This is a genomic window from Clostridium sp. AF50-3, from assembly GCF_003477445.1.
GTDB lineage: Bacteria > Bacillota > Clostridia > Lachnospirales > Lachnospiraceae > Otoolea > Otoolea fessa.
The window spans coordinates 166,028-190,929 of sequence record NZ_QUDH01000003.1 but is presented as its reverse complement, the minus strand read 5'-3'; the positions used below and the strand labels follow the sequence as shown (position 1 = coordinate 190,929).

The window sequence follows — 24,902 nt, the reverse complement described above, 5'->3', positions numbered from 1 at the left end:
CAATGGAGAATCAAGTTAAGACAAGTACGGAAAATAAAGAGCAGCAGCTCAAAAAGTTATCAAAAATGGCGATGATCCGTTCGCTTCTGCCGATTGCGGGACTGATTATTATCTTTCTTATGTTCAATGCCCTGACGAATTTCCGGATGATGAATAACCTTCCTCTGGTACTTTCCCAGGTGTATGTCACTATGATTTCGGCAACCGGCGTATTCTTTATCATGACGATGGGCGGTCTGGATTTCTCCCAGGGTTCCATCCTTGGTATTGCATCGATTGTTGTCTGCATGGTTTCCAAGACCAGCATTCCACTGGCGATTGTGGCAGGTATCGCGGTTGGTGCAGCGATCGGTGCCATCAACGGTTACTTCTATGTATACCGCAAGATTAAATCCTTCATCGTTACGATTTGTACGATGTTCTTATTCCGTGGATTTATCAAATATCTGACGACCAACGCGCCGGTAGCCGGCTCTGCGATGTTAATCAACTTCGACAGCACTGAATTAAAGCTGGCTTGTACGTTGGTGGTCCTGATTATCGGATTTATTTTATTCCGCTTTACCAAGTTTGGTACTTATTTAAAGGCGATCGGAGCAGGTGAGAAAGCAGCGATGTTCTCCGGCATCCGTACCGACCGCATGAAGTTCCTTATCTACACACTGGCAGGTGCGATCACAGGATTTGCCGCATTTATCAATGTTATCAAGGTTGGTTCGGTTACTTCTTCCGGTGGTAACCAGCTTGAGACCCAGATCCTGATTGCACTGGTACTGGGCGGTATGCCGATTTCCGGTGGTGCGAAGGTACGTTTTGAGAATATCATCGTTGGTTCTCTTCTGTACATCGTCCTGAACAGTGGTCTGACGATGATGGGCTTTACCACACAGATGATGCAGCTCATCCAGGGTGTTGTATTCCTGATATTCGTAGCTGTATTCGCAGACCGTCAGTCTCTGCAGGTTATCAAATAGGACAGACAAAAGCGACATCTGGAGGTTACAGTATGAGGGAGAACAGCAGCCGGAATCAGGGTGGACTTAAATATCAGAAGCTCTACAACTGGGGTCGGACGCTGATTATGAGCGGGGTGCTCCGGAATATGGACAAGTTTCCATCCGAGCATATGCTCCAGAATAAATTTGGATACTCCCGCCAGACGGTCCGCAACGCGCTCGACCGCCTGGAGCAGGACGGGCTGATTGCCCGGGTCAAGGGAAGCGGCACATACGTTTCCTATGCGCCGGAGAAGGATAAGGAAGAACGTCCCCGCATCGGACTGATTCTCAGTTATTTTTCAGATTACCTGTTTCCGCAGGTGTACGAGGGAATCGAGTCCGTCCTGCGGGAGGAAGGTTATGAGATCAGCGTTTCGGTCACGCGCAACCGCTTAAATGATGAGGCCCTGTATCTCAAGGGGATGCTGGGGCGCAATGTGTCCGGACTCATCATCGAGGGGACGCGTTCCAGTTTCCCGAATCCGAATCTGCGGCTTTACAAGGAGATACGGCGGAGAAATATTCCGACGCTGTTTATTCACAATCATTACCAGAATGAGACGTTTGACAGCGTGGAGATGTCGGATGCGCGCGCGGGCTATGAGTTGACGCGGATTTTGATACAGAACGGACATACCCGGATCGGCGGTATTTTCAAATACGATGACTGGCAGGGGATCGAGCGTTACCGCGGCTTTATCGAGTGCCTGTCGGATTTCGGGATCGATTTCCAGGAGGACTGGATCCGCTGGTATTCGACCCGGGATATGGAAGAAAAATTAAGCAAAAAAGGACTCCAGCGGATGTACCGCCGGACGAAGGACTGTACCGCGATGATCCTCTACAACGACGAGGTAGCGGGCAGCTATATGGATTTTTTAAAGGACCGCGGACTGCGCGTGCCGGAAGATATTTCCCTGGTATCGTTTGATGATGCCGGACCGGTGCAGGAGGGGGATCTCACGATCTTGTCCGTGATTCATCCCAAGTACAATCTTGGGCGGCTGACAGCGCGCAATCTTCTGCGGATGATAGAGGATTCGGATTGGCAGGAAAAGAAGTATTCGTACCGGTTTCCGGTGATGTTTAACAACGGAAATTCGGTTCGGGATATACATTGAAAATGACAAGGAGGCAGATTAAAATGAAAAAGTTATACTTTATTGTGGGTTCCCAGGACTTATACGGAGAGGAATGCCTGAAACAGGTTGCAGAAGACAGCCGTCAGATGGTTGCATTCTTAAACGAAAAAGTGGGCGATCTGGCAGAGATCGAACTTCTTCCAACCGTAGAGACTTCTGAAATCTGTATTCAGGATATGCGGAAAGCTTCCAATGATGATGACTGTGTCGGCGTTATCACATGGATGCACACCTTCTCCCCTGCAAAAATGTGGATCAAGGGTCTGCAGGAATTAAGAAAACCGCTGCTTCATTTACATACACAGGCAAATGAGAAGCTTCCGTATGATGAGATCGACATGGATTTCATGAACCTGAACCAGTCCGCACATGGCGACCGTGAGTACGGCTTCATCGTTGCCAGAATGGGTATTCCGCATGAGGTTGTAGCTGGATATTACAAACATGATGATGTGGTAGCAAAGATCCGCCAGTTTGCATCCGTTGCAAAGGCTATCTCCTACTCCAAGTCCTTAAAGGTGGCTTCCTTCGGCAACAATATGCGCGAGGTGGCGGTTACCGACGGCGACCGCGTAGAGAGCCAGATCAAATACGGCTGGGAGTGTAACTATTACGCACTGGGCGATCTGGTTGACATCATCAACCAGGTAACCGAGGAAGAGATCGACGCGAAGATGAAAGAGTATACCGATAAGTATACAATGAAGACCGACCGCATTGATTCTGTCCGCGAGCAGGCTAAATATGAAGTGGGTCTGGAAAAATTTCTCTCCGCGAACGGAATCGGCGCATTTGCTGATACATTCCAGGATCTGCACGGCTTAAAGCAGCTTCCGGGTATCGCAGCACAGAACCTGATGGGCAAAGGCATCGGCTTTGGTCCGGAGGGTGATTACAAGATTTCCGCTCTGTCTGCAGTCCTGATGAAGATGTCCGAGGGCAAAGAGGGAGCAACCGGATTTATCGAGGATTATACCTACGATCTGACTCCGGGACAGGAGTTAGAGTTAGCTTCCCATATGCTGGAGGTTCCGCCGGCATTTGCAGCAACCAAACCGGAGATTGATGTAATTCCGCTGGGTATCGGCGGCAAGGAGGATCCGGCAAGACTGATCTTTGACGGCGTGACCGGCGATGGTATCCAGGTAACGATGGTAGATATGGGCGACCATTTCCGCATCATCTGTGCAGATATTGAGCTTGTAAAACAGCCGAAACCGATGCCAAAACTTCCGGTAGCGAGAATTATGTACCGTCATAAACCGAACTTCCAGATCGGTACGGCTGCATGGTGCTACGCAGGCGGCGCTCATCACTCCGTTGTATCTACCGCTCTGACAAGAGATGACATCGCTATGTTCGCGCGTCTGACCGGTACCGAGTTAATTACAATCGGCGAAGATACGACAGAGGCTGATTTACAGAAATTCTTTATGAAATAATAGGGCGTTTGAAAGATAAAAATTTTTGAAAAAGACGTAACTGCATAAGTTTTTGCCACAACTGTGAAAATAGAATAGTTATGAATGACGGGGCGTGCCGCAGCCAAGGGGATGAAAATTCCGGCGGCGGTGCGCTTTTTGCTACAATGAGGAGGATGGATATGGGCCGCAGTGCGGAAGAGATCAAGAAAGACATAGAGAGCGGAAATACAGCGCTCGGAATTGAATTTGGTTCGACCCGAATCAAGGCAGTCTTGACGGACGGCACGACCGCGCCGATCGCGCAGGGGAGCTATGAGTGGGAAAACCGTCTGGAAAATGGTATCTGGACCTATTCCCTGGAAGATATCTGGAAAGGCTTAAAGGACTGCTACGCGGATCTGGCTGCCGATGTGAAGAAACAATACGGTTTAACGCTTAAAAAGGTTGGTGCGATGGGCGTCAGCGCCATGATGCACGGCTATATGGCATTTGATGCGGACGGAAAACTGCTCGTTCCGTTCCGTACCTGGAGAAATACGATGACCGCCGAGGCAGCAAGACGCCTGACGGATCTGTTTAACTACAATATCCCGCAGAGATGGAGTATTGCACACCTGTATCAGGCGGTAATCAACGGCGAGGAGCATGTATCCCGCGTGCATTTTCTGACCACCTTAGCCGGATATGTACATTGGAAACTGACCGGTAAGCAGGTACTTGGCGTCGGCGATGCTTCGGGTATGTTCCCGATCGACCCGGCAACCGGACAGTATGATGCTGAAATGCTGGATAAATTCGAAGAAATGATGGTTCCGAAGGGATATCCGTGGAAGCTGCGCGACCTTCTGCCGGAGGTTCTGAGCGCTGGCGATGAGGCGGGAAGCTGACTGAGGAAGGCGCGAAGCTGCTGGATGAGAGCGGCAATCTGGAAGCTGGCATTCCGCTGTGCCCGCCGGAGGGCGATGCAGGAACCGGTATGACTGCAACCAATAGTGTGGCAGTCCGCACCGGTAACGTATCTGCCGGAACTTCCGTATTTGCAATGGTTGTTCTGGAAAAGACTCTGGAGACGGTTCACCAGGAGATTGACATGGTAACTACGCCGGACGGTCATCTGGTCGGCATGGTTCACTGCAACAACTGTACCTCCGATCTGAATGCCTGGGTAGGTCTGTTTGAAGAGTTCTATGAGCTGATGGGTCAGAAAACAGACCGCAACACCCTGTTTGGAACCCTGTACCGCAAGGCGCTTGAGGGCGATGAAGATTGCGGAGGACTGATGTCCTACTGCTACCTCTCCGGCGAGCCGATCACCGACTTCGAGGAGGGACGCCCGCTGTTTATGCGCCATCCCGACAGCAAGCTGGGACTGGCAAACTTCATGCGTACCCACTTATACAGTTCCCTGGCAACCCTGAAATATGGTCTGGACATTCTGTTCAAGGAAGAGCACGTGACACTGGATAAACTGATGGGTCATGGCGGATTCTTCAAGACCAAGGGTGTTGGACAGCGTATCATGGCGGCAGCGGCTGACGTGCCGGTATCCGTTATGGAGACAGCCGGTGAGGGCGGTGCCTGGGGTATCGCGGTTCTGGCGGCGTACCGCAAGGATAAGAAGCCGGGACAGAGCTTGTCCGATTACTTAAATGAGCAGGTGTTTGCAGATGCAAAGGCGGAGACGATGGAGCCGAATGCAAAGGATGTCGAGGGCTTCAATGCGTTTATGACAAGCTATATCAATGGTCTGGCTGCCGAGAGAGGCGCCGTAGAAGGAAGGTTTTAATCGATGCTGGAAGAATTAAAAAAAGAAGTATACGAAGCCAATATGCTGCTTCCGAAATACGGTCTGGTTACTTTTACCTGGGGCAATGTTTCCGGGATTGACCGTGAGAAGGGCTGTTTGTCATCAAACCGTCTGGCGTGGACTATGACAAACTGACGCCAGATGATATGGTTGTCATGGATCTGGAAGGAAATCGCGTTGAGGGAACGCTGAATCCGTCCTCTGATACAAAAACCCACCTGATTCTTTATAACCGTTTTCCGAAGATCGGCGGCGTGGTTCACACGCACAGTCCGTGGGCGACTTCCTGGGCGCAGGCGGGACGCGACATTCCGTGCTACGGAACGACCCATGCAGATTATATCTACGGTTCCGTTCCATGCGCGAGAAACTTAAATGAGGAAGAATTAAAGAATTATGAGTGGAACACAGGCGTGCTGATCGCAGATTTGTTCGAGGAGAGGAAGCTTGACCCGATGGCTGTGCCATGTGTGCTCTGCAAGAACCATGGACCGTTTACCTGGGGCAAGGATGCCCATGAGGCGGTTCACAACGCGGTTGTACTCGAGGAGGTTGCCAAGATGGCGGCGCGCTGCGAGATGATCAATCCGGATGTGAAGGAAGCGCCGCAGTGCCTGCAGGATAAACATTATCTGCGGAAGCATGGCCCGGGGGCGTATTACGGACAGGGGGATTTGTAGTTACTGGGCACGTATGCGTGAACAGTAACAATTTGTAAAATATAGATTCAAGTATGGAAATAGATGGGACAAGTATGGTATACTTATGTATAGCAGATATAGGAGATACTGGCTATCTATCTTATAAAAATTAGGAGGATATGGGAAATGAAATTTTTTATTGATACCGCGAATGTTGATGAGATCCGTGAAGCGAATGATATGGGTATTATCTGTGGCGTTACCACAAACCCGTCTCTGATTGCAAAAGAAGGCCGTGATTTTAATGAGGTTATCAAAGAGATCACCAGCATTGTAGACGGACCGATTTCCGGTGAGGTTAAGGCTACGACTGTGAAGGCAGAGGATATGATCGCTGAGGGCCGTGAGATCGCTAAGATTCATCCGAACATGGTTGTTAAAATCCCGATGACTACCGAGGGCTTAAAGGCTGTGAAAGCTCTGTCCGCTGAGGGCATCAAGACCAATGTAACCCTGATCTTTACTGCCAACCAGGCACTTCTGGCTGCAAGAGCAGGCGCTACATACGTTTCTCCGTTCTTAGGCCGTCTGGATGACATCTCCACCAACGGTACAGACCTGATTTACGATATCGTAGAGATCTTTGACAATTATCCGGAGATTTCCACCGAGATTATCTGTGCTTCCACCAGACATCCGATGCACATCATCGAGTGCGCGAAGGCTGGCGCTGACATCGCAACTGTTCCGTTTAAGGTTCTGATGCAGATGGTAAAACACCCGCTGACCGATGCTGGTATCGAGAAATTCAAAGCAGATTATGAGGCTGTATTCGGTAAATAAAGAGAAACAATAGGAAATACCTCTTGAACTTCCGAAAAAAGCATGTTATACTAGGCACGATAACATAATAGACTGACTGGAAAGAGTGGACAAAAAAGTCCACTCTTTCTAATTTCATAGAAAGGTGGTGGGGGTATGGCAAAGGGAGAGCAGTACGAAGCACGGGTAGAGGCGTGGATCACGCCGGTTCTGGAGCAGCATCAGTTTGAGTTGGTTGATGTGGAGTATGTCCGCGAGGTCGGTGTCTGGTATCTGCGGTGCTACATTGACAAAGAGGGCGGTATTACCGTTGATGACTGCGAGGTAATCAGCCGTCTGCTTGGTGAATGGCTGGATAAGGAAGATTTCATCGAGGACAGCTATATATTGGAGGTGAGTTCTCCGGGACTGGGACGTCCTCTGAAGAAAGAGAAAGATTTTGCAAGAAGCATCGGCAAAGATGTGGAGATCCGCCTGTATAAAGCGATCGACAAACAGAAGGAATTTACAGGAACGCTTACGTCCTATGACGCAGATTCTGTGACAATCACGATGGAGGACGGCAGCGAGCGTACATTTGAAAAATCAGAGATTGCTTTGATTCGTTTAGCCTTTGATTTTTAGACGGTAGGAGGAGATAAAATAAAATGAATAAAGAGTTGATTGAGGCAATAAATCTGCTGGAAAAAGAAAACAATATCAGCAAAGATGTTCTTTTAGAAGCAATTGAAAATTCTCTGCTGACAGCATACAAAAACAATTATGGCCGGGCAGATAATGTCAAGGTAAACATCAACCGTGAAACAGGAGATTTTTCCATCGTGGCAGAGCGTGAGGTTGTGGAGACCGTAGAGGATCCGATGACCCAGGTAAGCCTGGCAGAGGCAAAGCTCTTAAACAGCAAGTATGAGCTGGGCGATGTCGTTCAGTTCTCTGTCAATTCCAAGGAGTTTGGACGTATCGCCGTTCAGAACGCGAAGAATGTTATCTTACAGAAACTTCGTGAGGCAGAGCGCAACGCCCTGTATGAGGAGTGGCACTGCAGAGAGAAAGATATCGTAACTGGTATCGTACAGCGCTATGTAGGACGCAACATCAGCATCAACTTAGGCAAGATCGACACGATCCTGAACGAGAGTGAGCAGGTAAAGGGCGAGGTATTCAAACCGACCGAGCGTATCAAACTGTATGTCATCGAAGTAAAAGAGACACAGCGCGACCCGCGTATCACCGTATCCAGAAGCCATCCAGATCTGGTAAAACGCCTTTTTGAGTCTGAGGTTGCCGAGGTCCGAGACGGTACCGTAGAGATCAAGGCGATCGCACGTGAGGCAGGTTCCCGTACGAAGATGGCAGTCAGCTCCAACGACCCGAACGTCGATCCGGTCGGTGCATGTGTCGGCTTAAACGGCGCGCGTGTCAGCGCGGTTGTCAATGAGCTGCGCGGTGAGAAGATCGATATCATCAACTGGGATGACAACCCTGCATTCCTGATTGAGAACGCATTAAGCCCGGCAAAGGTTATCCTGGTTGCAGCAGATGAGGAAGCACGCGAGGCACAGGTGATCGTTCCGGATTACCAGCTTTCCCTGGCAATCGGTAAAGAGGGTCAGAATGCACGCCTGGCAGCCCGCCTGACCGGCTTCAAGATCGATATCAAGAGCGAGACACAGGCAAGAGAGTCCGGTCTTTTAGATGAGCTTGAGAGCGGTTATGAGGAAGGCTTCGAGGGCTACACCGATGACCCGCTGATCAGCGTGGCAGAGGAAGACGCAGCCGAGGCAGCAGAAAATGAGGCGGCTGAGGGCACAGAAGAGCCGGCAGCGGAGCAGGAATAATCCTGACAGATAATGTGCGGGGATGCTGATTTCGGGCGGAACGAGCAGATTTGGCAGAAAGAAAGCAGCAGAACCGGGATTTGACAGAAATGGAAGTGATAGACAGTGGGAGCAAAGAAAGTGCCGCTCAGACAGTGCATCGGATGCGGAGAAATGAAGAGCAAAAAAGAAATGATCCGCGTTTTAAAGACAGCCGACGATACGATCGAGATTGACGCGACAGGCCGTAGGAATGGACGCGGCGCCTACCTCTGTCCTCGATGGACTGCTGGAAAAAGGCGGTAAAGAGCAAAGGATTGGAGCGGTCGCTCAAGATGGCGATTCCGAAGGAAGTCTATGAGACGCTGGAAAAGGAGATGGAGCAGTTTGGAGAATCGTAAAAAGGTGCTGAATCTTCTGGGACTGGCGACGCGCGCCGGTAAGACGGCAAGCGGCGAGTTCATGACCGAGAAAGCGATCAAGAGTGGAAAAGCGTATCTGGTGATCGTGTCAGAAGAAGCGTCGGACAATACAAAAAAGATGTTTGAAAATTCATGTGCATACTACAAGGTTCCCGTGTACCAGTTCGGCATGAAGGAAGAGCTGGGACACGCGATGGGAAAAGAGATGAGAGCGTCTCTGGCCGTTTTGGATTCCGGTTTTGCAAAGGCGTTAAGAGAGAAGTTAGATGATTAACGCTTTTCTGGGCGGGCTCTTTTAGGAGCTTATGCAGAACGGGAAGGCAGTGCCGGAACGGAGGTAGCAAAACATGAGAGTTAATGAGTTGTCAAAACAGATTGGCAAATCAAATAAAGAAGTTTTAGAGATACTGCAGAAAAACCATTTTGACGTAAAAAGCCATTCTTCCAAGGTGACGGAGGAACAGGCAGAAGTAGTCAGATGCTTCCTTGCAGGAGCAAAGAGACAGACGACAGCGTCAAAGACAGATACAGGAAAGGCGGAAACAAATCGAGTGGAAGATATAAAGAAAGAGCCGTTAGAGGCAGAGAAGAAAGAGGCGGAGAAGACAACTGAGCCGCCGAAAAAGCGGATTGCAGCGGTTTATCGTCCGCAGAACAGCGTACAGAGAGGAAGCCGTCCAGCAGGCAAGGGTAATGCAGGAAACGCAGCCAAGACCGGCGCACCGGCAAGCCGTCCGGCAGCAGCAGGCGCAGAGCAGACCGTACAGCCGGCTAAGAGCGCAGCTCCGGCAGAGAACCGTGACGGACAGAGAAGCGGCTATCAGGGAAACCGCGACGGACAGAGAAGCGGCGGCTATCAGGGCGGTCGTGATGGTCAGAGAGGCGGACGCGATGGACGCGGCGGTTTAAATATTCCGAAGCCATCCTTCGACAGCCCGGTTGTACAGAAACCGCAGAACAACAAGCAGAATAAGAATAATTACAAGAACGATAAATACAGCAAGATCGACCATGAGGAAGAGATGCACTCCAAGGGAAGAGGCGGAAAGAACGTAAAGAGCGCTGTTCAGCCGCCGCAGAAGAAGGAGGCAAAGGTTGAGGAGATCAAGACAATCACGATCCCGGAGGTAATTACCATCAAGGATCTGGCAGACAAGATGAAACTTCAGCCGTCTGTCATTGTAAAGAAACTCTTCTTACAGGGCAAGGTTGTCACCATCAATCAGGAAGTAGATTACGAGCAGGCAGAAGAGATCGCGATGGAGTTTGACGTACTCTGTGAGAAAGAGGTCAAGGTTGACGTCATCGAGGAACTTCTGAAAGAGGAAGAAGAGGATGAGAAGGACATGGTAACCCGTCCGCCGGTTGTATGCGTTATGGGTCATGTCGATCATGGTAAAACCTCCCTTCTGGATGCAATCCGCCAGACCAATGTAACTGCAAAAGAGGCAGGCGGTATCACCCAGCACATCGGTGCGTACATGGTAGAGATCAACGGACAGAAGATCACATTCCTCGATACGCCGGGACATGAGGCATTTACCGCAATGCGTATGCGTGGTGCAAAATCCACTGATATTGCAATCCTCGTTGTTGCAGCAGATGACGGTGTTATGCCGCAGACCATCGAGGCGATCAACCATGCGAAGGCAGCAGGGGTTGAGATCATTGTAGCGATCAACAAGATCGATAAGCCGAGTGCCAATATTGAGAAGGTAAAACAGGAGCTTATCGAGTACGAACTGGTTCCGGAGGACTGGGGCGGCAGCACCATCTTCGTTCCGGTATCTGCACATACCAAGGAAGGTATCAAGGAACTGCTTGAGATGATCCTTCTGACCGCAGAGGTCAAAGAGTTAAAGGCAAACCCGAACCGTAATGCGAGAGGTCTTGTCATCGAGGCGGAGCTGGATAAGGGTAAAGGTCCGGTTGCAACCGTCCTGGTACAGAAGGGTACCCTGCATGTCGGTGATCCGATCGCGGCAGGTGCCTGCTACGGCCGTGTCCGTGCGATGATGGACGATAAGGGACGCCGCGTCAAAGAGGCTGGTCCGTCCACTCCGGTCGAGATTCTGGGTCTTAATGACGTGCCGAACGCCGGCGAGGTATTTGTACAGCCGGAGAACGAGAAAGAGGCAAGAAGCTTTGCAGAAACCTTTATCTCTGAGAGCAAGAATAAGTTAATTGAAGATACAAAGATGAAGCTTTCCCTGGACGATCTGTTCTCCCAGATCAAGGCAGGAAATGTAAAGGAACTTCCACTGATCGTCAAGGCAGATGTACAGGGTTCTGTCGAGGCAGTAAAACAGAGCCTGATGAAGCTGTCCAACGAGGAAGTTGTAGTCAAGGTCATCCACGGCGGTGTTGGTGCGATCAACGAGTCCGACGTCAGTCTGGCAGCCGCATCCAACGCGATCATTATTGGTTTCAATGTGCGCCCGGACGCAACCGCGAAGTCCATCGCAGAGCGTGAGAAAGTAGACGTTCGTCTCTACCGCGTCATCTATCAGGCAATCGAGGATGTCGAGGCAGCGATGAAGGGTATGCTTGACCCGATCTACGAGGAGCAGGTAATCGGTCACGCCGTTGTACGTCAGACCTTCAAGGCTTCCGGCGTTGGTACTATCGCTGGTTCCTACGTCCTGGATGGTAAATTCCAGAGAGGCTGCAAGGCACGTATTACCCGTGACGGCGAGCAGATCTTCGATGGTCCGCTGGCATCCTTAAAGCGTTTCAAGGACGACGTGAAGGAAGTTGCTTCCGGATACGAGTGTGGTCTTGTATTTGAGAAGTTCAACGATCTGCAGGAAGACGATATGATCGAAGCATATGCGATGGTAGAGGTTCCGCGCTAGAAAGGCAGAGGGATTCATGCGTAAAAATAGCATTAAAAATACAAGAATTAACAGTGAAGTACAGAGAGAGCTGAGTTCCATCATCAGCCGTGAGCTGAAAGATCCGCGGATTCATCCGATGACAACGGTTGTCTCCGTGGAGGTAACTCCGGATCTCAAGTACTGCAAGGCGTATATCAGCGTGTTAGGCAACGAGGAAGCGGCGAAGGATACGATCCAGGGACTGAAAAGTGCTGTCGGATTTGTCCGCACCCAGCTTGCAAAACGCATTAATTTACGGAATACGCCGGAAATTACATTTATTCTCGATCAGTCGATTGAGTACGGTGTACACATGACCCGCCTGATCGATGAAGTAACTGAAAACCTCAGAGACTCAGAATCGGGAGATGAGGAAGAAAATGAGTAAAAATATCTTAGAGGCGTCACTGGAAGGGGCGGAGCACATCGTACTGCTTGGTCACATCCATCCGGACGGGGACTGTATCGGAACGACTCTGGGACTGCTTAACTATCTGCGGGAGAATTATCCGCAGATAGAGGCAGAACTGTTTCTCGACCATCCGGCTGCTAAATTTTCTTATATGAATGATTTTGAGAAAATTCATACCGAGATTGTGCCGGAAAAACAGTTTGATCTGTGCATTACGCTGGATGCCAGCGACAAAGAGCGTCTGGGCGGCTACGCGGTCTATTTTGACAGCGCCGCCAAGACACTCTGTATCGATCATCACAGAACCAATACAGGATTTGCAGAACAAAATTACATCATTCCGGACGCAAGCTCCTGCAGCGAAGTGTTATACACGCTTCTTGATGAGGCAAAGATCAGCAGGGAGGCGGCAGAGTGTCTCTATACCGGAATTGTGCATGACACAGGTGTATTTAAGTACAATTCAACGACCCGGAAAACGATGGAAATCGCGGGCGCGCTGATGGAAAAAGGCGTGAACGCGGCGAAGATCATCGACGACAGCTTTTACCGCAAGACCTACGCACAGAACCAGATTCTCGGAAAAGCGCTGCTTAGCAGTACACGGATTCTGGATGGAAGATGTATTTTCAGTGTGGTTTCCCAGAAAGAAATGGAGTTTTACGGTGTCGATACGAACGATCTGGATGGCATTATCGATCAGCTCCGGATTACCGAAGGAGTGGAATGTGCCATTTTCATCTATGAAAAGGCGTTCAACGAGTACAAGGTCAGCCTTCGTTCCAACGACTATGTCGATGTGAGCAAGGTGGCGGCGTATTTCGGCGGCGGCGGACACATCCACGCGGCGGGCTGCACGATGCAGGGACATCCGAGGGATGTGATCAACAACCTGACGGGACATATTGAGAAACAGATGGATGCCCGTAGGGAGGAATAGGAGGTTCTGTTGCTGATTGCGCTGCCTGCTTTCAGGTGCACAGCGCATGGACGGTAATAGTTCTGATTTTTTAGGAGATTTTATGTTTCACGGTGTGATAAACATTTATAAAGAACCGGGGTTTACGTCCCACGATGTGGTGGCGAAGCTCCGGGGCATTTTGAGACAGAAAAAGATCGGTCATACGGGTACGCTCGATCCGGCAGCGGAGGGCGTACTCCCTGTATGTCTGGGGAAGGGAACGAAGCTGTGCGACCTTTTGACGGATAAGAGGAAGACGTATCAGGCAGTTCTTTTGCTGGGAACCGAAACCGATACGCAGGATATGACAGGAACGATTCTTTCGGAGAAACCGACGGAACAGCTGACAGAACCGGCAGTCCGCGGGGCGGCGGAGAGCTTTGTTGGTCCATATATGCAGGTACCGCCGATGTATTCGGCGCTCAAGGTCAACGGAAAGAAGCTCTACGAGTTGGCGAGAGCCGGAAAAGAGGTAGAGCGGGCAGCGCGTCCGGTGGAAATCTATGATCTTCAGATAGATGCGGTGGAACTGCCGCGTGTGACGATGACCGTGACCTGTTCCAAGGGAACCTACATCCGTACCCTGTGCCATGACATCGGTGAAAAGCTGGGATGCGGCGGCTGTATGGAAAAACTGATCCGCACCCGCGTCGATCGATTTGCGATCGGGGACAGCCTGCGCCTGTCCGAGGTGGAAGCGCTGGCGAAAGCCGGTCAGATCGAGGATAGGATCGTGCCGGTGGATGGAATGTTTGAGGACTGCCCGGCGTATGTATCGGAGAGCGAAGTTCTGGATAAGCTTCTGCAGAATGGAAATCCATTCCCGAAGGGGCTGGGACCGAGAGACGGCTGCTTAGTGCAGATCGGAAGCAGTTTGGCTGAACACCAGGTTTCTGCGGATGGAAACTCAGAGATGGTACTTCCGGATTCTGGAATCATCCGCGTCTATGACAGCGCAAACCAGTTTATCGGTCTCTATGCCTATCAGCCGGAGAAGAAACAATGGAAACCACGTAAGATCTTTCTGGGAGGAGAGTAAGATGCAGTATTTTGCCGGAACCAGAGAATTTCAGATAAAAGAGCCGACTGCGGTCACGATCGGTAAGTTTGACGGTCTTCACAGAGGGCATCAGAAGCTGCTGCGGGAAGTGATGCGGTATCGGGAAAAAGGATATAAACCAGCGGTGTTTACCTTTGAGACGGCACCGGGAACCTTGATCCGGGGAAAGCTGCAGACGATGATCACGACCAACGAGGAGCGCGAGGAGAACCTGCGCGAGGCGGGGGTGGAGTATCTGGTGGAATATCCGTTCAACCAGGAAGTCGCACATATGGACCCGGAACAGTTTGTTGCCGAGATTCTGGTCGGCAAGATGGGCGCAAAGGCGATCGTGTCCGGTCCGGACTGCCATTTTGGCTACCAGCGGAAGGGCGATGCTGAACTGCTTCGGAAACTGGCACCGAAATATGGATATGAGGTGTCGATCGTTGAAAAGGCGATGGACGGCGATCGCGAGATCAGCAGCACCTATATCCGGGAAGAGCTGGCGAAGGGAAATATCCGCAAGGCGAATGAACTGTTGGGATATGAGTACCGGATCAGCGGACAGGTGGTACACGGGGAGCATTTAGGTTCCACCCTAGGGTTTCCGACGGCGAATATCCTGCCGGGAATCCAGAAACATCTTCCAGCGTTCGGGGTATATCTCTCCCGGACGGTGATTGATGGTGTTTCTTATGGAAGTATCACAAATATTGGAAAAAAACCGACGATTGCCGGGGAACGACCGGCGGGTGCGGAGACATATATCTATGATCTGGATGAAAACCTGTATGGGAAAAAGATAGAGGTTCATTTTTTAGATTTTATGCGGCCGGAGATGAAATTTTCCGGGGTGGATGAGTTGAAGATGCAGGTTTTGAAGGATAAAGAAACCGGGAGAAAAATGCACGGAGCGGAACGATGAGAGTTCAGCTTCGTGCATTTTTTAAATATGATTCAGGTAGGCAGCTGCTTCCTCTGCCGCCAAATGGATATATTCATTCATTGGTAAATTCTGTGTTCCTACTAAAATATGGCGGCAATAGGAGCTTCCATTGACAGGAATCAGGATTTTCTGGGCGCGGCTTTGTCCGATGGCGGCTGCCATGGCGGGGGTGATTTCTCCTAAGAGGGAGTCTGCAATGACGATGCCGATTGGTCCGATGATTAGGTCGGCATCTCGGCAGGCGACGAGAACGGGGTTTTCTCCGGTGGCGCCCATGGCAGCTCCGGCTTTCATCATCGCGGCAGTGGCAGTAGTGTTGGCACCGAGCGCGAGAAGCGGCTGTCCGGGACAGAGTTTCTGGATTTCTTCTACGAGGGCGCGCCCCATGCGTCCGCCCTGACCGTCGATGATGACAACTTTTTTCATAATGGATAACCCCTTTCCTTTTCGTAGGATTTTCGTAGGACAAGATAATAAAAAAGAATGTGCCTTGGCACATTCTCGCGCAGGAACGAAAATAAGAGGGTCTAAATCTGCCTTTTGGACAAAATAAACACCCCAGTATATCTTTACTATAATATCATACATTTTGAAAAAAGAAAAGCAAAAAAGATCGATTTTTGTAAAATTTTTTGTTTACAAATAAAGCGCTTTCTATTATAATGCTGATAATGGCTAACTGGGGTCTGGCAGAGCTGCGATTGGCGGAGGCTGTCAGGGTGACGGAAGATCAGACAGACGCGCGTGAAGGCACCGCGGAGGTGCTTGATTTTTAGTTGATCCGGGAGGCCGCTTTTTTAAAGCCAAAAAACAGCAGACAATGAGAGGGAGAAAACATGAGGAGAAATGACATTCACAAAGTATTGATTATCGGTTCCGGTCCAATCATTATCGGACAGGCGTGTGAGTTCGATTATTCGGGAACACAGGCGTGCAAGGCACTGAGAAAACTCGGCTATGAGATTGTGCTGGTCAATTCCAATCCGGCTACGATTATGACGGATCCGGAGACAGCAGATGTGACTTATATTGAGCCGCTGAACGTAGACCGTCTGACTCAGATCATTGAAAAAGAGCGCCCGGATGCGCTGCTCCCGAACCTGGGTGGACAGTCCGGACTGAACCTCTGCTCCGAATTGGCAGCAGCAGGTGTTCTGGATAAATATGATGTTAAAGTAATCGGCGTTCAGGTTGATGCTATCGAGCGTGGTGAGGACCGTATCGAGTTTAAGCATACAATGGAAAGCCTGGGTATCGAGATGGCTAGAAGTGAGGTTGCCTACAGCGTTGAGGATGCACTGGCAATCGCAGATAAACTGGGTTATCCGGTTGTTCTTCGTCCGGCTTACACCATGGGCGGCGAAGGCGGCGGTCTTGTATATAACGTAGAAGAACTGAAGACCGTGTGTGCAAGAGGCCTGCAGGCCAGCATGGTTGGTCAGGTTCTGGTAGAGGAGTCTATCCTTGGATGGGAAGAGCTTGAGCTGGAAGTTGTCCGCGATGCGAAGAACAACATGATCACTGTCTGCTTTATTGAAAATATTGATCCGCTGGGCGTACACACCGGAGATTCCTTCTGTTCTGCTCCGATGTTAACCATTTCGGAAGAAGTACAGAAACGTCTGCAGGAGAAATCCTACAAGATCGTAGAAGCAATCCAGGTAATCGGCGGTACCAACGTACAGTGGGCACACGATCCGAAGACAGACCGTGATATTGTTATCGAGATCAACCCGAGAACCTCCCGTTCGTCCGCACTGGCATCCAAGGCAACTGGTTTCCCGATTGCACTGGTATCAGCGATGCTGGCAACCGGTATGACTCTGGATGAGATTCCATGCGGCAAGAGCGGCACTCTGGATCAGTATGTTCCGTCCGGCGACTATATTGTTATCAAGTTTGCACGCTGGGCATTTGAGAAGTTCAAAGGCGCAGAGGACAAGCTGGGAACCCAGATGAAGGCAGTCGGCGAGGTTATGAGTATCGGAAAGACCTACAAAGAGGCATTCCAGAAGGCGATCCGAAGCCTGGAGAGAGGCCGCTACGGTCTTGGTCATGCGAAAGACTTCGATAAGAAGACAAAAAAAGAACTGCTTGCGATGCTGCATGTTCCGAGCAGCGAACGTCAGTTCATTATGTACGAGGCACTTCGTAAGGGCGCTACCGTAGACGAGCTGTTCGAATTAACCAAGATTAAACATTACTTCATCCAGCAGATGAAAGAACTGGTAGAAGAGGAAGAAAGCCTGATGCAGTATAAGGGCGAGGTTCCGCCGGTTGAGGTTCTCCGCCAGGCGAAGCTGGACGGTTTTGCAGATAAATATTTAAGCGAGCTGTTAGGCGTTACAGAGGAAGAGATCCGCGATGCAAGAACCAAAGAAGGTATCGTAGAAGGCTGGGAGGGCGTACACGTAAGTGCCACACCGGATTCTGCATACTACTTCTCCAGCTATCACATCAAGGATCAGAGTCCGTGCAGCGACAACAAGAAGATCATGATTCTGGGCGGCGGTCCGAACCGTATCGGTCAGGGTATTGAGTTTGACTACTGCTGCGTACATGCAGCTATCGCCCTGAAAGAGCTTGGATTTGAGACAATTATCGTTAACTGCAACCCAGAGACTGTATCTACAGACTATGATACCTCCGATAAACTGTATTTCGAGCCGCTGACTCTGGAAGATGTATTAAGCATCTATCACAAGGAGAAACCGCTGGGAGTTATCGCACAGTTTGGTGGCCAGACACCGCTGAACCTGGCAGCAGACCTGAAGAAATATGGTGTCAACATTCTGGGTACAACTCCGGAAACCATCGACATGGCAGAGGATCGTGACCTGTTCCGTGCGATGATGGATAAACTGCAGATTCCGATGCCGGAGTCAGGCATGGCAGTTACTGTAGAAGATGCATTGGAGATTGCTAATAAGATCGGTTACCCGGTTATGGTTCGTCCGTCCTATGTACTTGGCGGCCGCGGCATGGAGGTTGTTCATGACGATGAAGCGATGACCTTCTATATGAGAGCAGCTGTCGGCGTAACTCCGGACCGTCCGATCCTGATTGACCGTTTCCTGCATCATGCAACCGAGTGTGAAGCAGATGCGATCAGCGACGGCGAGAACGTATTTGTTCCGGCAGTTATGGAGCATATCGAGCTGGCAGGTATCCACTCCGGAGACTCCGCTTGTATCCTTCCGTCCAGAAATCTGACCAAGGATCAGGTAGAGACAATCCGCGATTACACAAGCCGTATCGCAAAAGAGATGCACGTAGTAGGTCTGATGAACATGCAGTATGCAATCGAGGACGGCGAAGTATACGTGCTGGAGGCAAACCCGAGAGCATCCCGTACCGTGCCGCTGGTATCCAAAGTATGCAACATCAAGATGGTAAAACTGGCAACGGATATCATGACTTCCTACTTAACAGGTCGTCCGTCACCGGTTCCGGCACTGAAAGAGAAGAAGATTCCGCACTACGGTGTTAAGATGCCGGTATTCCCGTTCAAGATGTTCCCGGAGGTTGACCCGGTACTTGGACCGGAGATGCGTTCCACCGGTGAGGTTCTTGGTATGTCCACCAGCGTTGGTGAGGCTATCTACAAGGCACAGGAAGCAACCCAGACACGTCTTCCTTCCTCCGGAACTGTCCTCCTGAGTGTCAATGACAAGGATAAGATAGAGCTTATCGAGGTTGCAAGAGGCTTCTACGAGTGTGGCTTTACCCTGATGGGTACAGGCAGAACCTGTGATGTGATGGTAGCAGCAGGACTTCCGGCTGAGAAGGTATGCAAGATCAACGAAGGCCGTCCGAACATTTTAGATAAGATTACCAACGGAGAAGTGGCAATCATTATCAATACCCCGAACGATAAGAAGGGCAGAGGCGATGACAGCTACATCCGTAAGGCAGCTGTAAAGGCGAAGATTCCGTACTTCACCAACATGGCAGCAGCAAAGGCTACTGTACAGGCGCTGAGAAGTATCAAGAAGAACGGACATCTGGAGGTTAAGTCCCTGCAGGAGTTCCATAGCGAGATTCAGTAAATAAAAATAAAAGGGTAAAATCCATTGTTACAGAGTCGTTTCAGTGGATTTTACCGTGACAGTGAATTAATTGAGCTATTATAGAAAAGAGCGTCTGCCCGGCTGTGAATGCGGGGCTGGCGCTCTTTTAATTGCAGATAGGAATTTTCTGAACTGAAAATTCCGTATGATATCGTATCGATAGCAGATTTTGCCGATTTGAAATGCGAAGCATCGGTAAAATCCCGTTGATGTGCACGGAATGAGTGAGCAGCAACGAATATGCCAGCTTTGCTGACCAGAATCACGCGCCAAGTCTCACGGACGTTCGACTTGAAATACGAGATGCAGCAGCCATGCGCCCAAAATGATTGAAAGCACATACACCGTGTTTCCGGCAAAAATTCCAAATTTAGCAGCGATCTGGGAGTACACAATCTGCGTGGTCGCGTAGTACGGCGTGATATAAAACATATCCGCGTTTCCATACGGATGTGAGGTAACATTGATGATGGTTGCGATGACGCATCCGACCGCAAATACAGCTGTAGACTGCCAGAATCCTTTGGCGGTTGGCAGCACCATGCGGGAAAAGGCGATGAGTAGCCCGATGAAGATCAGAAGGATATGCCAGATAAATCCATGCAGGGTCAGCGTCCAGTACGGGTGCATCAGACCGGACGGATCGACGAACACCATGACGGCACCGAGCAGGTTGTAATTATACATAAAAGTGCAAAAAATACGTTGATATTTATGCGGAACAAAGGGCAGCAGCAGGCAGAGGTACATCGGCAGGCTGCAGAGCTGGAATGGAAAATACCACCAGTCGTAGTGCTGGTTGTTTTCTATGTAATAGAGAAAAAGCTGTTTGTAGACCTCGGAAAATGCCAGAAAAACACCGCAGGCAAAGAGCAGATGCAGACGGAACGCTTCGGGGCGCGTCCGCAATTTCCATGCGGCAAAGGCGGCGAGCGGGATGCCGATCAGCATAAATACTAAATGAAAGGGAGACCAGACTGCGGGCGGTGTCATGGACCAGGCAGTTAAGGTAAGTAGACGGGAAATCATAAAAAGCCTTCTTTCGTAATAAAACCTAAGGAATGGTTCCGTATCTTGTGAATCATGCTGCAAGCGACCGCGCCCGGCGAGAGAATGTGACAAGGCACATTCTCTTTACGGAAGCAGATGCCCAGTACAGAGAAAACGGTACAGAATAGTTATAGTACGAAATATTAGATTTGCCAAGAATTAACAACAAGATCTGCCCATAATAAGACGATGGGAGATTTACATATTTGCAATTTTTTTCTTTCCAAAGCTGCAAGTTGACAAGCGCCGCCAATTTCCTATATTCTGTAGATATAAGAATCGAGTAAATGATACGGGAGATATACCATGAACCAAAATGAGACCCAATGGGATAGATTTCTGAAAATCCGAACAAGCGGCAGAGATGATTCGCATGCGGATCAATACCGATACCCATACGAACCGACGGCATACGTGGTTCTGGAACGGTTGGCGAACAGCGGATTAATTCGGAAGAATAATACCTTATTGGACTATGGAACCGGCAAGGGAAGAGTCTGTTTTTACTTGTCCTATCAGACAAGGAGTAAAACAATCGGAATCGAATACGATGAACGTATTTATCAGGGGGCAGCAGAAAATAAGGAGACGGCAGTGTCCGGAAACCGTACTTCCTTTATCTTAAGCAGTGCGGAGAACTATGAGCTTCCTTCAGAAGTGGACCGGTGTTATTTTTTCAATCCATTTTCGGTAGAGATATTGCACTCTGTTCTTGCCAGGATATATGAGTCCTATTACGAAAATCCGAGAGAGATACTGCTGTTTTTTTATTATCCATCGGAGGAATATATCAGTTGTCTGATGACGGAGGAACAGCTAATGTTTTATGATGAGATTGACACATCGGATTTGTTTCCGGGCGAGGACAAAAGAGAACGGATTATGATATTTGAGGTGATTTTATGAAGCTTTTATTTAAACAGCGGTTATTTTCGTGGTTTGACAGTTATGATATTTATGATGAGTTTGGCAATACAGTATATGTGGTAAAAGGCCAGTTGTCCTGGGGCCATAAGTTGGTGATATATGATGCAGACGGCAATGAAATTGGAATGGTTGTTCAGCGTGTACTGACATTTCTGCCAAAATTTGAGATATATAAAAAAGGCACCTATATCGGATGCTTGAGTAAAGAATTCTCTTTCCTGATGCCGCATTACAATATTGATTACAATGGCTGGCATATCGACGGTTCGATTATGGAATGGGATTATAATATCCTCGATCAAAGGGGATATTCGGTTGCCAGTGTCAGCAAAGAGCTGTTCCATATGACGGACACGTATGTGATTCAGGTAAATGAGCCGGAATATGCACTGGATGCATTAATGTTTGTGCTGGCGATCGATGCGGAAAAATGTTCGAGGACGTAAGAAAGGGTGCGTCTGCTTTTTGCTACAAGAGCACCGAGGCATTCTTGAATAATGACAGGACGATATGGTGAACACAAAAAAGAAACGAGCACCCCGCTTAAGCAATAGCTGTACGGTAACAAACCCATTTCTTGATTATATGATACATTGAACAGTATTAAATGTCAACGAAAAAAAGCATAAGAAATTTCAATGAAAAGCCAGCCAAGCTATTCATCGGAAAGACCATAGAAAAGCTAGGTTCAGATACACTGATTACTCTCCGTGCGTCCGGACCTGTTTTTTGTTGCTATCGTTTCTTTCAGTTGCCTTTGCCACGCCTGCTCTTGGGAGATTTCAGCATATCAGATTTACGAAGAATGCCCATGTTCGATATGGAGAATGTACAAGCCGCCTGGGAAGAGCGAGATAAGGAAATGTTGAAAGTTCTACTGCATGGGTATGTGTGGAACCATATAGAAGGTTAGTAAAAACATTCTTGAAATTGTTGATTCGTTACAGGTTGACAGTTACTGTCATCTTTGGTTTGTAATTGCATTTTTGTTAGATATAATTGATTTTATGAATTATCAATTGCATTGCAAAAAGAGTTCAGCATATATGGACGTGTATCTTGAAAGTGACATTTAGTTTTCTGAAGAAACAAATTATGTGAAACGCGTTTTGGTAATTTTTACGAAAATATAAAGATATTTTGTTGAAAAATCCTATTGAAAACAGAATAATAAAAGTGTATTTTATATATAAATCCTCTTGCTTAATACGAGAGGTAATTTTTAAAAGAATTAGTAAGTGCACTGAACTAATTAAGTGAGTAAGGGGTGTAATATGGAGAAGAATGGAAATTTAGGGCATTTAGAATTAATACGAAAAATTAATCGGACATTGATTCTGAATATGGTCAAGGAGAAACAGCCGATTAGCCGTGCACAGATATCAAAGGCATTAAATTTAAGTAAAACAACAGTTAGTGCGATTGTAGATGAATTAATTAAGAAAAAGCTCCTAGTTGAGTATGGAGACTGTATGTCTCCATCAGGGGTTGGACGCCCATCTACTATGTTGGGATTTAATCCAAAATCTGCGTATTGTATTGGCATGGATATTGGCGGAACAAAACTTTTGTTTTTGATAACAGATTTGGTGGGTAATATTGTGTACGAAAAAAAAATACCAACCAAAAATCAGTTTGAGGAATTAGTCCAGATTGTAGAGGAGTCATTAGAAGCAGCAGGAATTAAACGAGAAATGATATTTGGCATGGGAATTGGAGTCCCGGGAACGGTGGATTCAGATGGAACAGTGGTGCGTGCCAAAGCATTATCGTGGAATCAATTTCCTTTGCAAAGTTTAATGAATGAATATTTTTCATTTCCAGTGTATGTCGGAAATGATGTGAATCTGGCAGCATTAGGTGAACGTTGGATAGGTTCAGGTGAACAGACGGATGATATGTTGTTTATTGCATTGGGAACAGGTATTGGCGGAGCATTAGTATGTGGTGGACAGTTGGTATTGGGGGCTCAAGGAAGAGCAGGAGAATTAGGATATTATTTAGAAAGTTCTGATGTGGAAAAAGGGGAAATTAATAAATTAGGACAACAGGGAATTTTAGAAAAAAAATGTTCTGGCTCGGCACTGGATCAAATTGTTGGTTCGGCAGAAGCATTATTTACAGCATATAGCCGAGGAGATGCCTCAGTAATACCGGTAATAGACAAATTTGTTCGTGATTTTTCAGTTGCGATAGCCAATACGATTAGTCTTTTAAATCCAGAGAAGGTTGTAATAGGCGGTGGAGTTTCTGATTCTATGGGATCTGTGATTCAGCGGATTCGAGAGGAGGTTGGCAGGCTTACGCCAATTCAGGCGGATATTTGTTTGGCAAACTTGGGAGGAAAAGCAGGAGCTCTAGGAGCAATTAATTTTGCTTCAAAAAAAATCGAAGAGCAGGACATACAGGTAAAAAAATAAAATAGAGAAAAATACAAGAGTTGGGAGGCATACATAGAATGAAGCAAACCATGAAGAGCTGTATATTGGAACAGCCAGACACAATTAGAAGAGTTTGCCAAAATGCAGAAAAAGTGTGTGATAGTGTGTATTCTATAGTGGGAAAAGGTCCATTTGATAAAATCTATTTAATTGGTTCTGGAACCTCACTTCATACAGCAATTGCGGCTAAATATGCATTTACAAAATGGTTCAATGCAGAGGTTCAGGTGTTTACCCCATTTGATTTTTTGTATTACTATCCACATTATCGACTAGATGAGAAAACGCTGATTTTAGGAATTTCACAGACGGCACGTAGTATTGGGACGATACATTGTTTGGAAAAAGGAAGAGAGTATGGGGCTAGAACCGTTATGGTAACAGCCGAGCCTGATAATCCTGGCGGAAAAAGTGCTGAGGCGATTTTGGATACATGTACAGGAGAAGAACTGGTAGGGGCCAAAACGAAGGGATTTACTTCGACTATAGCAATGTTGTATTTATATGCTGCGGGATTAGCTGGTAAGGAATTAGACATTTCGTTAGTTCCAAAATGGATGGAGCAAAGTTTGAGATGTACATCTGAAGAAATTGAAGATTTTGCGGAGGAGTATAAATCTGCTCCATCTGTGACAATTATCGGAGGTGGTACTTTAACAGCTGCAGCTAAAGAAGGGGCTCTTAAGGTATTAGAAGGAGTGCGAATCCCGGTAGAGGTATATGATGTGGAAGAGTACATGCATGGTCCGTATCATTGTCTTGAAAAGTGGTCATATTTGATTTTTTTGGTAAACGAGGGACCTGGAGTAGAGCGAATAAAGAGAATGATTCAATTTGCTCAGGAGCATTCGGATCACGTGACAGTTATTGGTTACGAGGGCTTTGAAAAAGAGATTGAAATAAAAGGTCGTTTTATCTCGCTTCCAGGAGGAATGGATGAAATTTTAACTCCATTATTTTACATTATTCCATTACAATGGCTGGCTAATGATGTAACAGAAAAGAAAGGACGTCACCCGGAACAATCAAGATACCCAGAATTTCATAAGATGCTAGGAAGTAAATATATGCCGAAAGTAAATTATTACCAGGGATAGAGATAAA

General features: G+C 48.2%; 19 protein-coding genes and 3 pseudogenes. 20 read left to right on the top strand and 2 right to left on the bottom strand.

The genetic code is table 11. The annotated features are described in order from the left end of the window. Positions 1 to 2 precede the first annotated feature (2 nt). From DW085_RS05210 to DW085_RS05140, 15 genes and pseudogenes are all read left to right on the top strand, one after another. Positions 3 to 974: an ABC transporter permease gene (locus DW085_RS05210; RefSeq protein WP_118491661.1), complete on the top strand. Its 972-nt coding sequence runs from the start codon at positions 3 to 5 to the stop codon at positions 972 to 974. A gap of 32 nt (positions 975 to 1,006) precedes the next feature. Continuing rightward, a complete protein-coding gene (locus DW085_RS05205; protein WP_107000585.1) occupies positions 1,007 to 2,119 on the top strand; it encodes a GntR family transcriptional regulator in 1,113 nt (370 codons plus the stop codon). A gap of 23 nt (positions 2,120 to 2,142) precedes the next feature. Then, a complete protein-coding gene (gene araA, locus DW085_RS05200) occupies positions 2,143 to 3,582 on the top strand; it encodes an L-arabinose isomerase (protein ID WP_022358939.1) in 1,440 nt (479 codons plus the stop codon). Between the two features lie 161 nt (positions 3,583 to 3,743). Further along, a pseudogene (locus DW085_RS05195) lies at positions 3,744 to 5,350 on the top strand (FGGY-family carbohydrate kinase). A 3-nt stretch (positions 5,351 to 5,353) separates the two neighbouring features. Then, positions 5,354 to 6,051 (top strand): annotated as a pseudogene (locus DW085_RS05190) (L-ribulose-5-phosphate 4-epimerase). Positions 6,052 to 6,198: 147 nt separating this feature from the next. Beyond that, the gene (gene fsa / locus DW085_RS05185) at positions 6,199 to 6,855 is read left to right on the top strand and encodes a fructose-6-phosphate aldolase (RefSeq protein ID WP_022358583.1); all 657 of its coding nucleotides are present in this window, start codon (positions 6,199 to 6,201) and stop codon (positions 6,853 to 6,855) included. Positions 6,856 to 6,990: 135 nt separating this feature from the next. After that, the gene (rimP, locus tag DW085_RS05180) at positions 6,991 to 7,458 is read left to right on the top strand and encodes a ribosome maturation factor RimP (protein WP_118468290.1); all 468 of its coding nucleotides are present in this window, start codon (positions 6,991 to 6,993) and stop codon (positions 7,456 to 7,458) included. Positions 7,459 to 7,481: 23 nt separating this feature from the next. Next, positions 7,482 to 8,672 (top strand): transcription termination factor NusA, encoded by a 1,191-nt coding sequence (gene nusA / locus DW085_RS05175; protein WP_107000580.1) that lies wholly within the window; start codon positions 7,482 to 7,484, stop codon positions 8,670 to 8,672. A 153-nt stretch (positions 8,673 to 8,825) separates the two neighbouring features. Beyond that, positions 8,826 to 9,052 (top strand): annotated as a pseudogene (locus DW085_RS05170) (YlxR family protein). Further along, the gene (locus DW085_RS05165; protein ID WP_107000578.1) at positions 9,039 to 9,347 is read left to right on the top strand and encodes a ribosomal L7Ae/L30e/S12e/Gadd45 family protein; all 309 of its coding nucleotides are present in this window, start codon (positions 9,039 to 9,041) and stop codon (positions 9,345 to 9,347) included. The pseudogene DW085_RS05170 and the gene DW085_RS05165 overlap by 14 nt, the downstream one beginning before the upstream one ends. A 73-nt stretch (positions 9,348 to 9,420) precedes the next feature. Then, positions 9,421 to 11,928 (top strand): translation initiation factor IF-2, encoded by a 2,508-nt coding sequence (gene infB / locus DW085_RS05160; protein WP_118491659.1) that lies wholly within the window; start codon positions 9,421 to 9,423, stop codon positions 11,926 to 11,928. Between the two features lie 16 nt (positions 11,929 to 11,944). Then, positions 11,945 to 12,337: a 30S ribosome-binding factor RbfA gene (gene rbfA / locus DW085_RS05155; RefSeq protein ID WP_022360140.1), complete on the top strand. Its 393-nt coding sequence runs from the start codon at positions 11,945 to 11,947 to the stop codon at positions 12,335 to 12,337. Further along, entirely contained in the window at positions 12,330 to 13,301 is a 972-nt protein-coding gene (locus DW085_RS05150; RefSeq protein ID WP_118472218.1) for a bifunctional oligoribonuclease/PAP phosphatase NrnA, read from the top strand. Before rbfA ends, DW085_RS05150 begins: the two co-directional genes overlap by 8 nt. 82 nt (positions 13,302 to 13,383) lie before the next feature. After that, a complete protein-coding gene (truB, locus tag DW085_RS05145; RefSeq protein WP_022360142.1) occupies positions 13,384 to 14,361 on the top strand; it encodes a tRNA pseudouridine(55) synthase TruB in 978 nt (325 codons plus the stop codon). Position 14,362: 1 nt separating this feature from the next. Continuing rightward, complete coding sequence (locus tag DW085_RS05140) at positions 14,363 to 15,289, top strand: bifunctional riboflavin kinase/FAD synthetase (protein ID WP_118472217.1); 927 nt, start codon at positions 14,363 to 14,365, stop codon at positions 15,287 to 15,289. 21 nt (positions 15,290 to 15,310) lie between these two features. Here the strand turns inward: DW085_RS05140 and DW085_RS05135 are convergent, their stop codons facing one another. After that, on the bottom strand, positions 15,311 to 15,736 hold the full coding sequence (locus DW085_RS05135; protein WP_118472216.1) for a DUF3842 family protein: 426 nt from the start codon (positions 15,734 to 15,736) through the stop codon (positions 15,311 to 15,313). Positions 15,737 to 16,146: 410 nt separating this feature from the next. On the opposite strand from DW085_RS05135, the gene carB reads away from it, so the two are divergent. Then, positions 16,147 to 19,359, top strand: a complete 3,213-nt coding sequence (gene carB / locus DW085_RS05130; protein WP_118472215.1) for a carbamoyl-phosphate synthase large subunit — start codon at positions 16,147 to 16,149, stop codon at positions 19,357 to 19,359. A 297-nt stretch (positions 19,360 to 19,656) separates the two neighbouring features. Here carB and DW085_RS05125 read toward each other — a convergent pair whose 3' ends face one another. Next, the gene (locus tag DW085_RS05125; RefSeq protein WP_118472214.1) at positions 19,657 to 20,409 is read right to left on the bottom strand and encodes a YwaF family protein; all 753 of its coding nucleotides are present in this window, start codon (positions 20,407 to 20,409) and stop codon (positions 19,657 to 19,659) included. Between the two features lie 327 nt (positions 20,410 to 20,736). Between DW085_RS05125 and DW085_RS05120 the strand changes: the two genes are divergently transcribed. The 4 genes from DW085_RS05120 to DW085_RS05100 all read left to right on the top strand — a co-directional run bounded on the left by DW085_RS05120 (position 20,737) and on the right by DW085_RS05100 (position 24,895). Further along, positions 20,737 to 21,336 (top strand): methyltransferase domain-containing protein, encoded by a 600-nt coding sequence (locus tag DW085_RS05120; RefSeq protein WP_118472213.1) that lies wholly within the window; start codon positions 20,737 to 20,739, stop codon positions 21,334 to 21,336. Beyond that, positions 21,333 to 21,803 carry an LURP-one-related family protein gene (locus tag DW085_RS05115; RefSeq protein ID WP_117796222.1) on the top strand — a complete coding sequence of 157 codons (471 nt, stop codon included), beginning with the start codon at positions 21,333 to 21,335 and terminating at the stop codon, positions 21,801 to 21,803. The genes DW085_RS05120 and DW085_RS05115 overlap by 4 nt, the downstream gene beginning before the upstream one ends. 828 nt (positions 21,804 to 22,631) lie before the next feature. After that, positions 22,632 to 23,777: an ROK family transcriptional regulator gene (locus DW085_RS05105; protein WP_117796220.1), complete on the top strand. Its 1,146-nt coding sequence runs from the start codon at positions 22,632 to 22,634 to the stop codon at positions 23,775 to 23,777. A gap of 38 nt (positions 23,778 to 23,815) precedes the next feature. Next, positions 23,816 to 24,895, top strand: a complete 1,080-nt coding sequence (locus DW085_RS05100; RefSeq protein WP_118468274.1) for an SIS domain-containing protein — start codon at positions 23,816 to 23,818, stop codon at positions 24,893 to 24,895. Positions 24,896 to 24,902 lie beyond the last annotated feature (7 nt).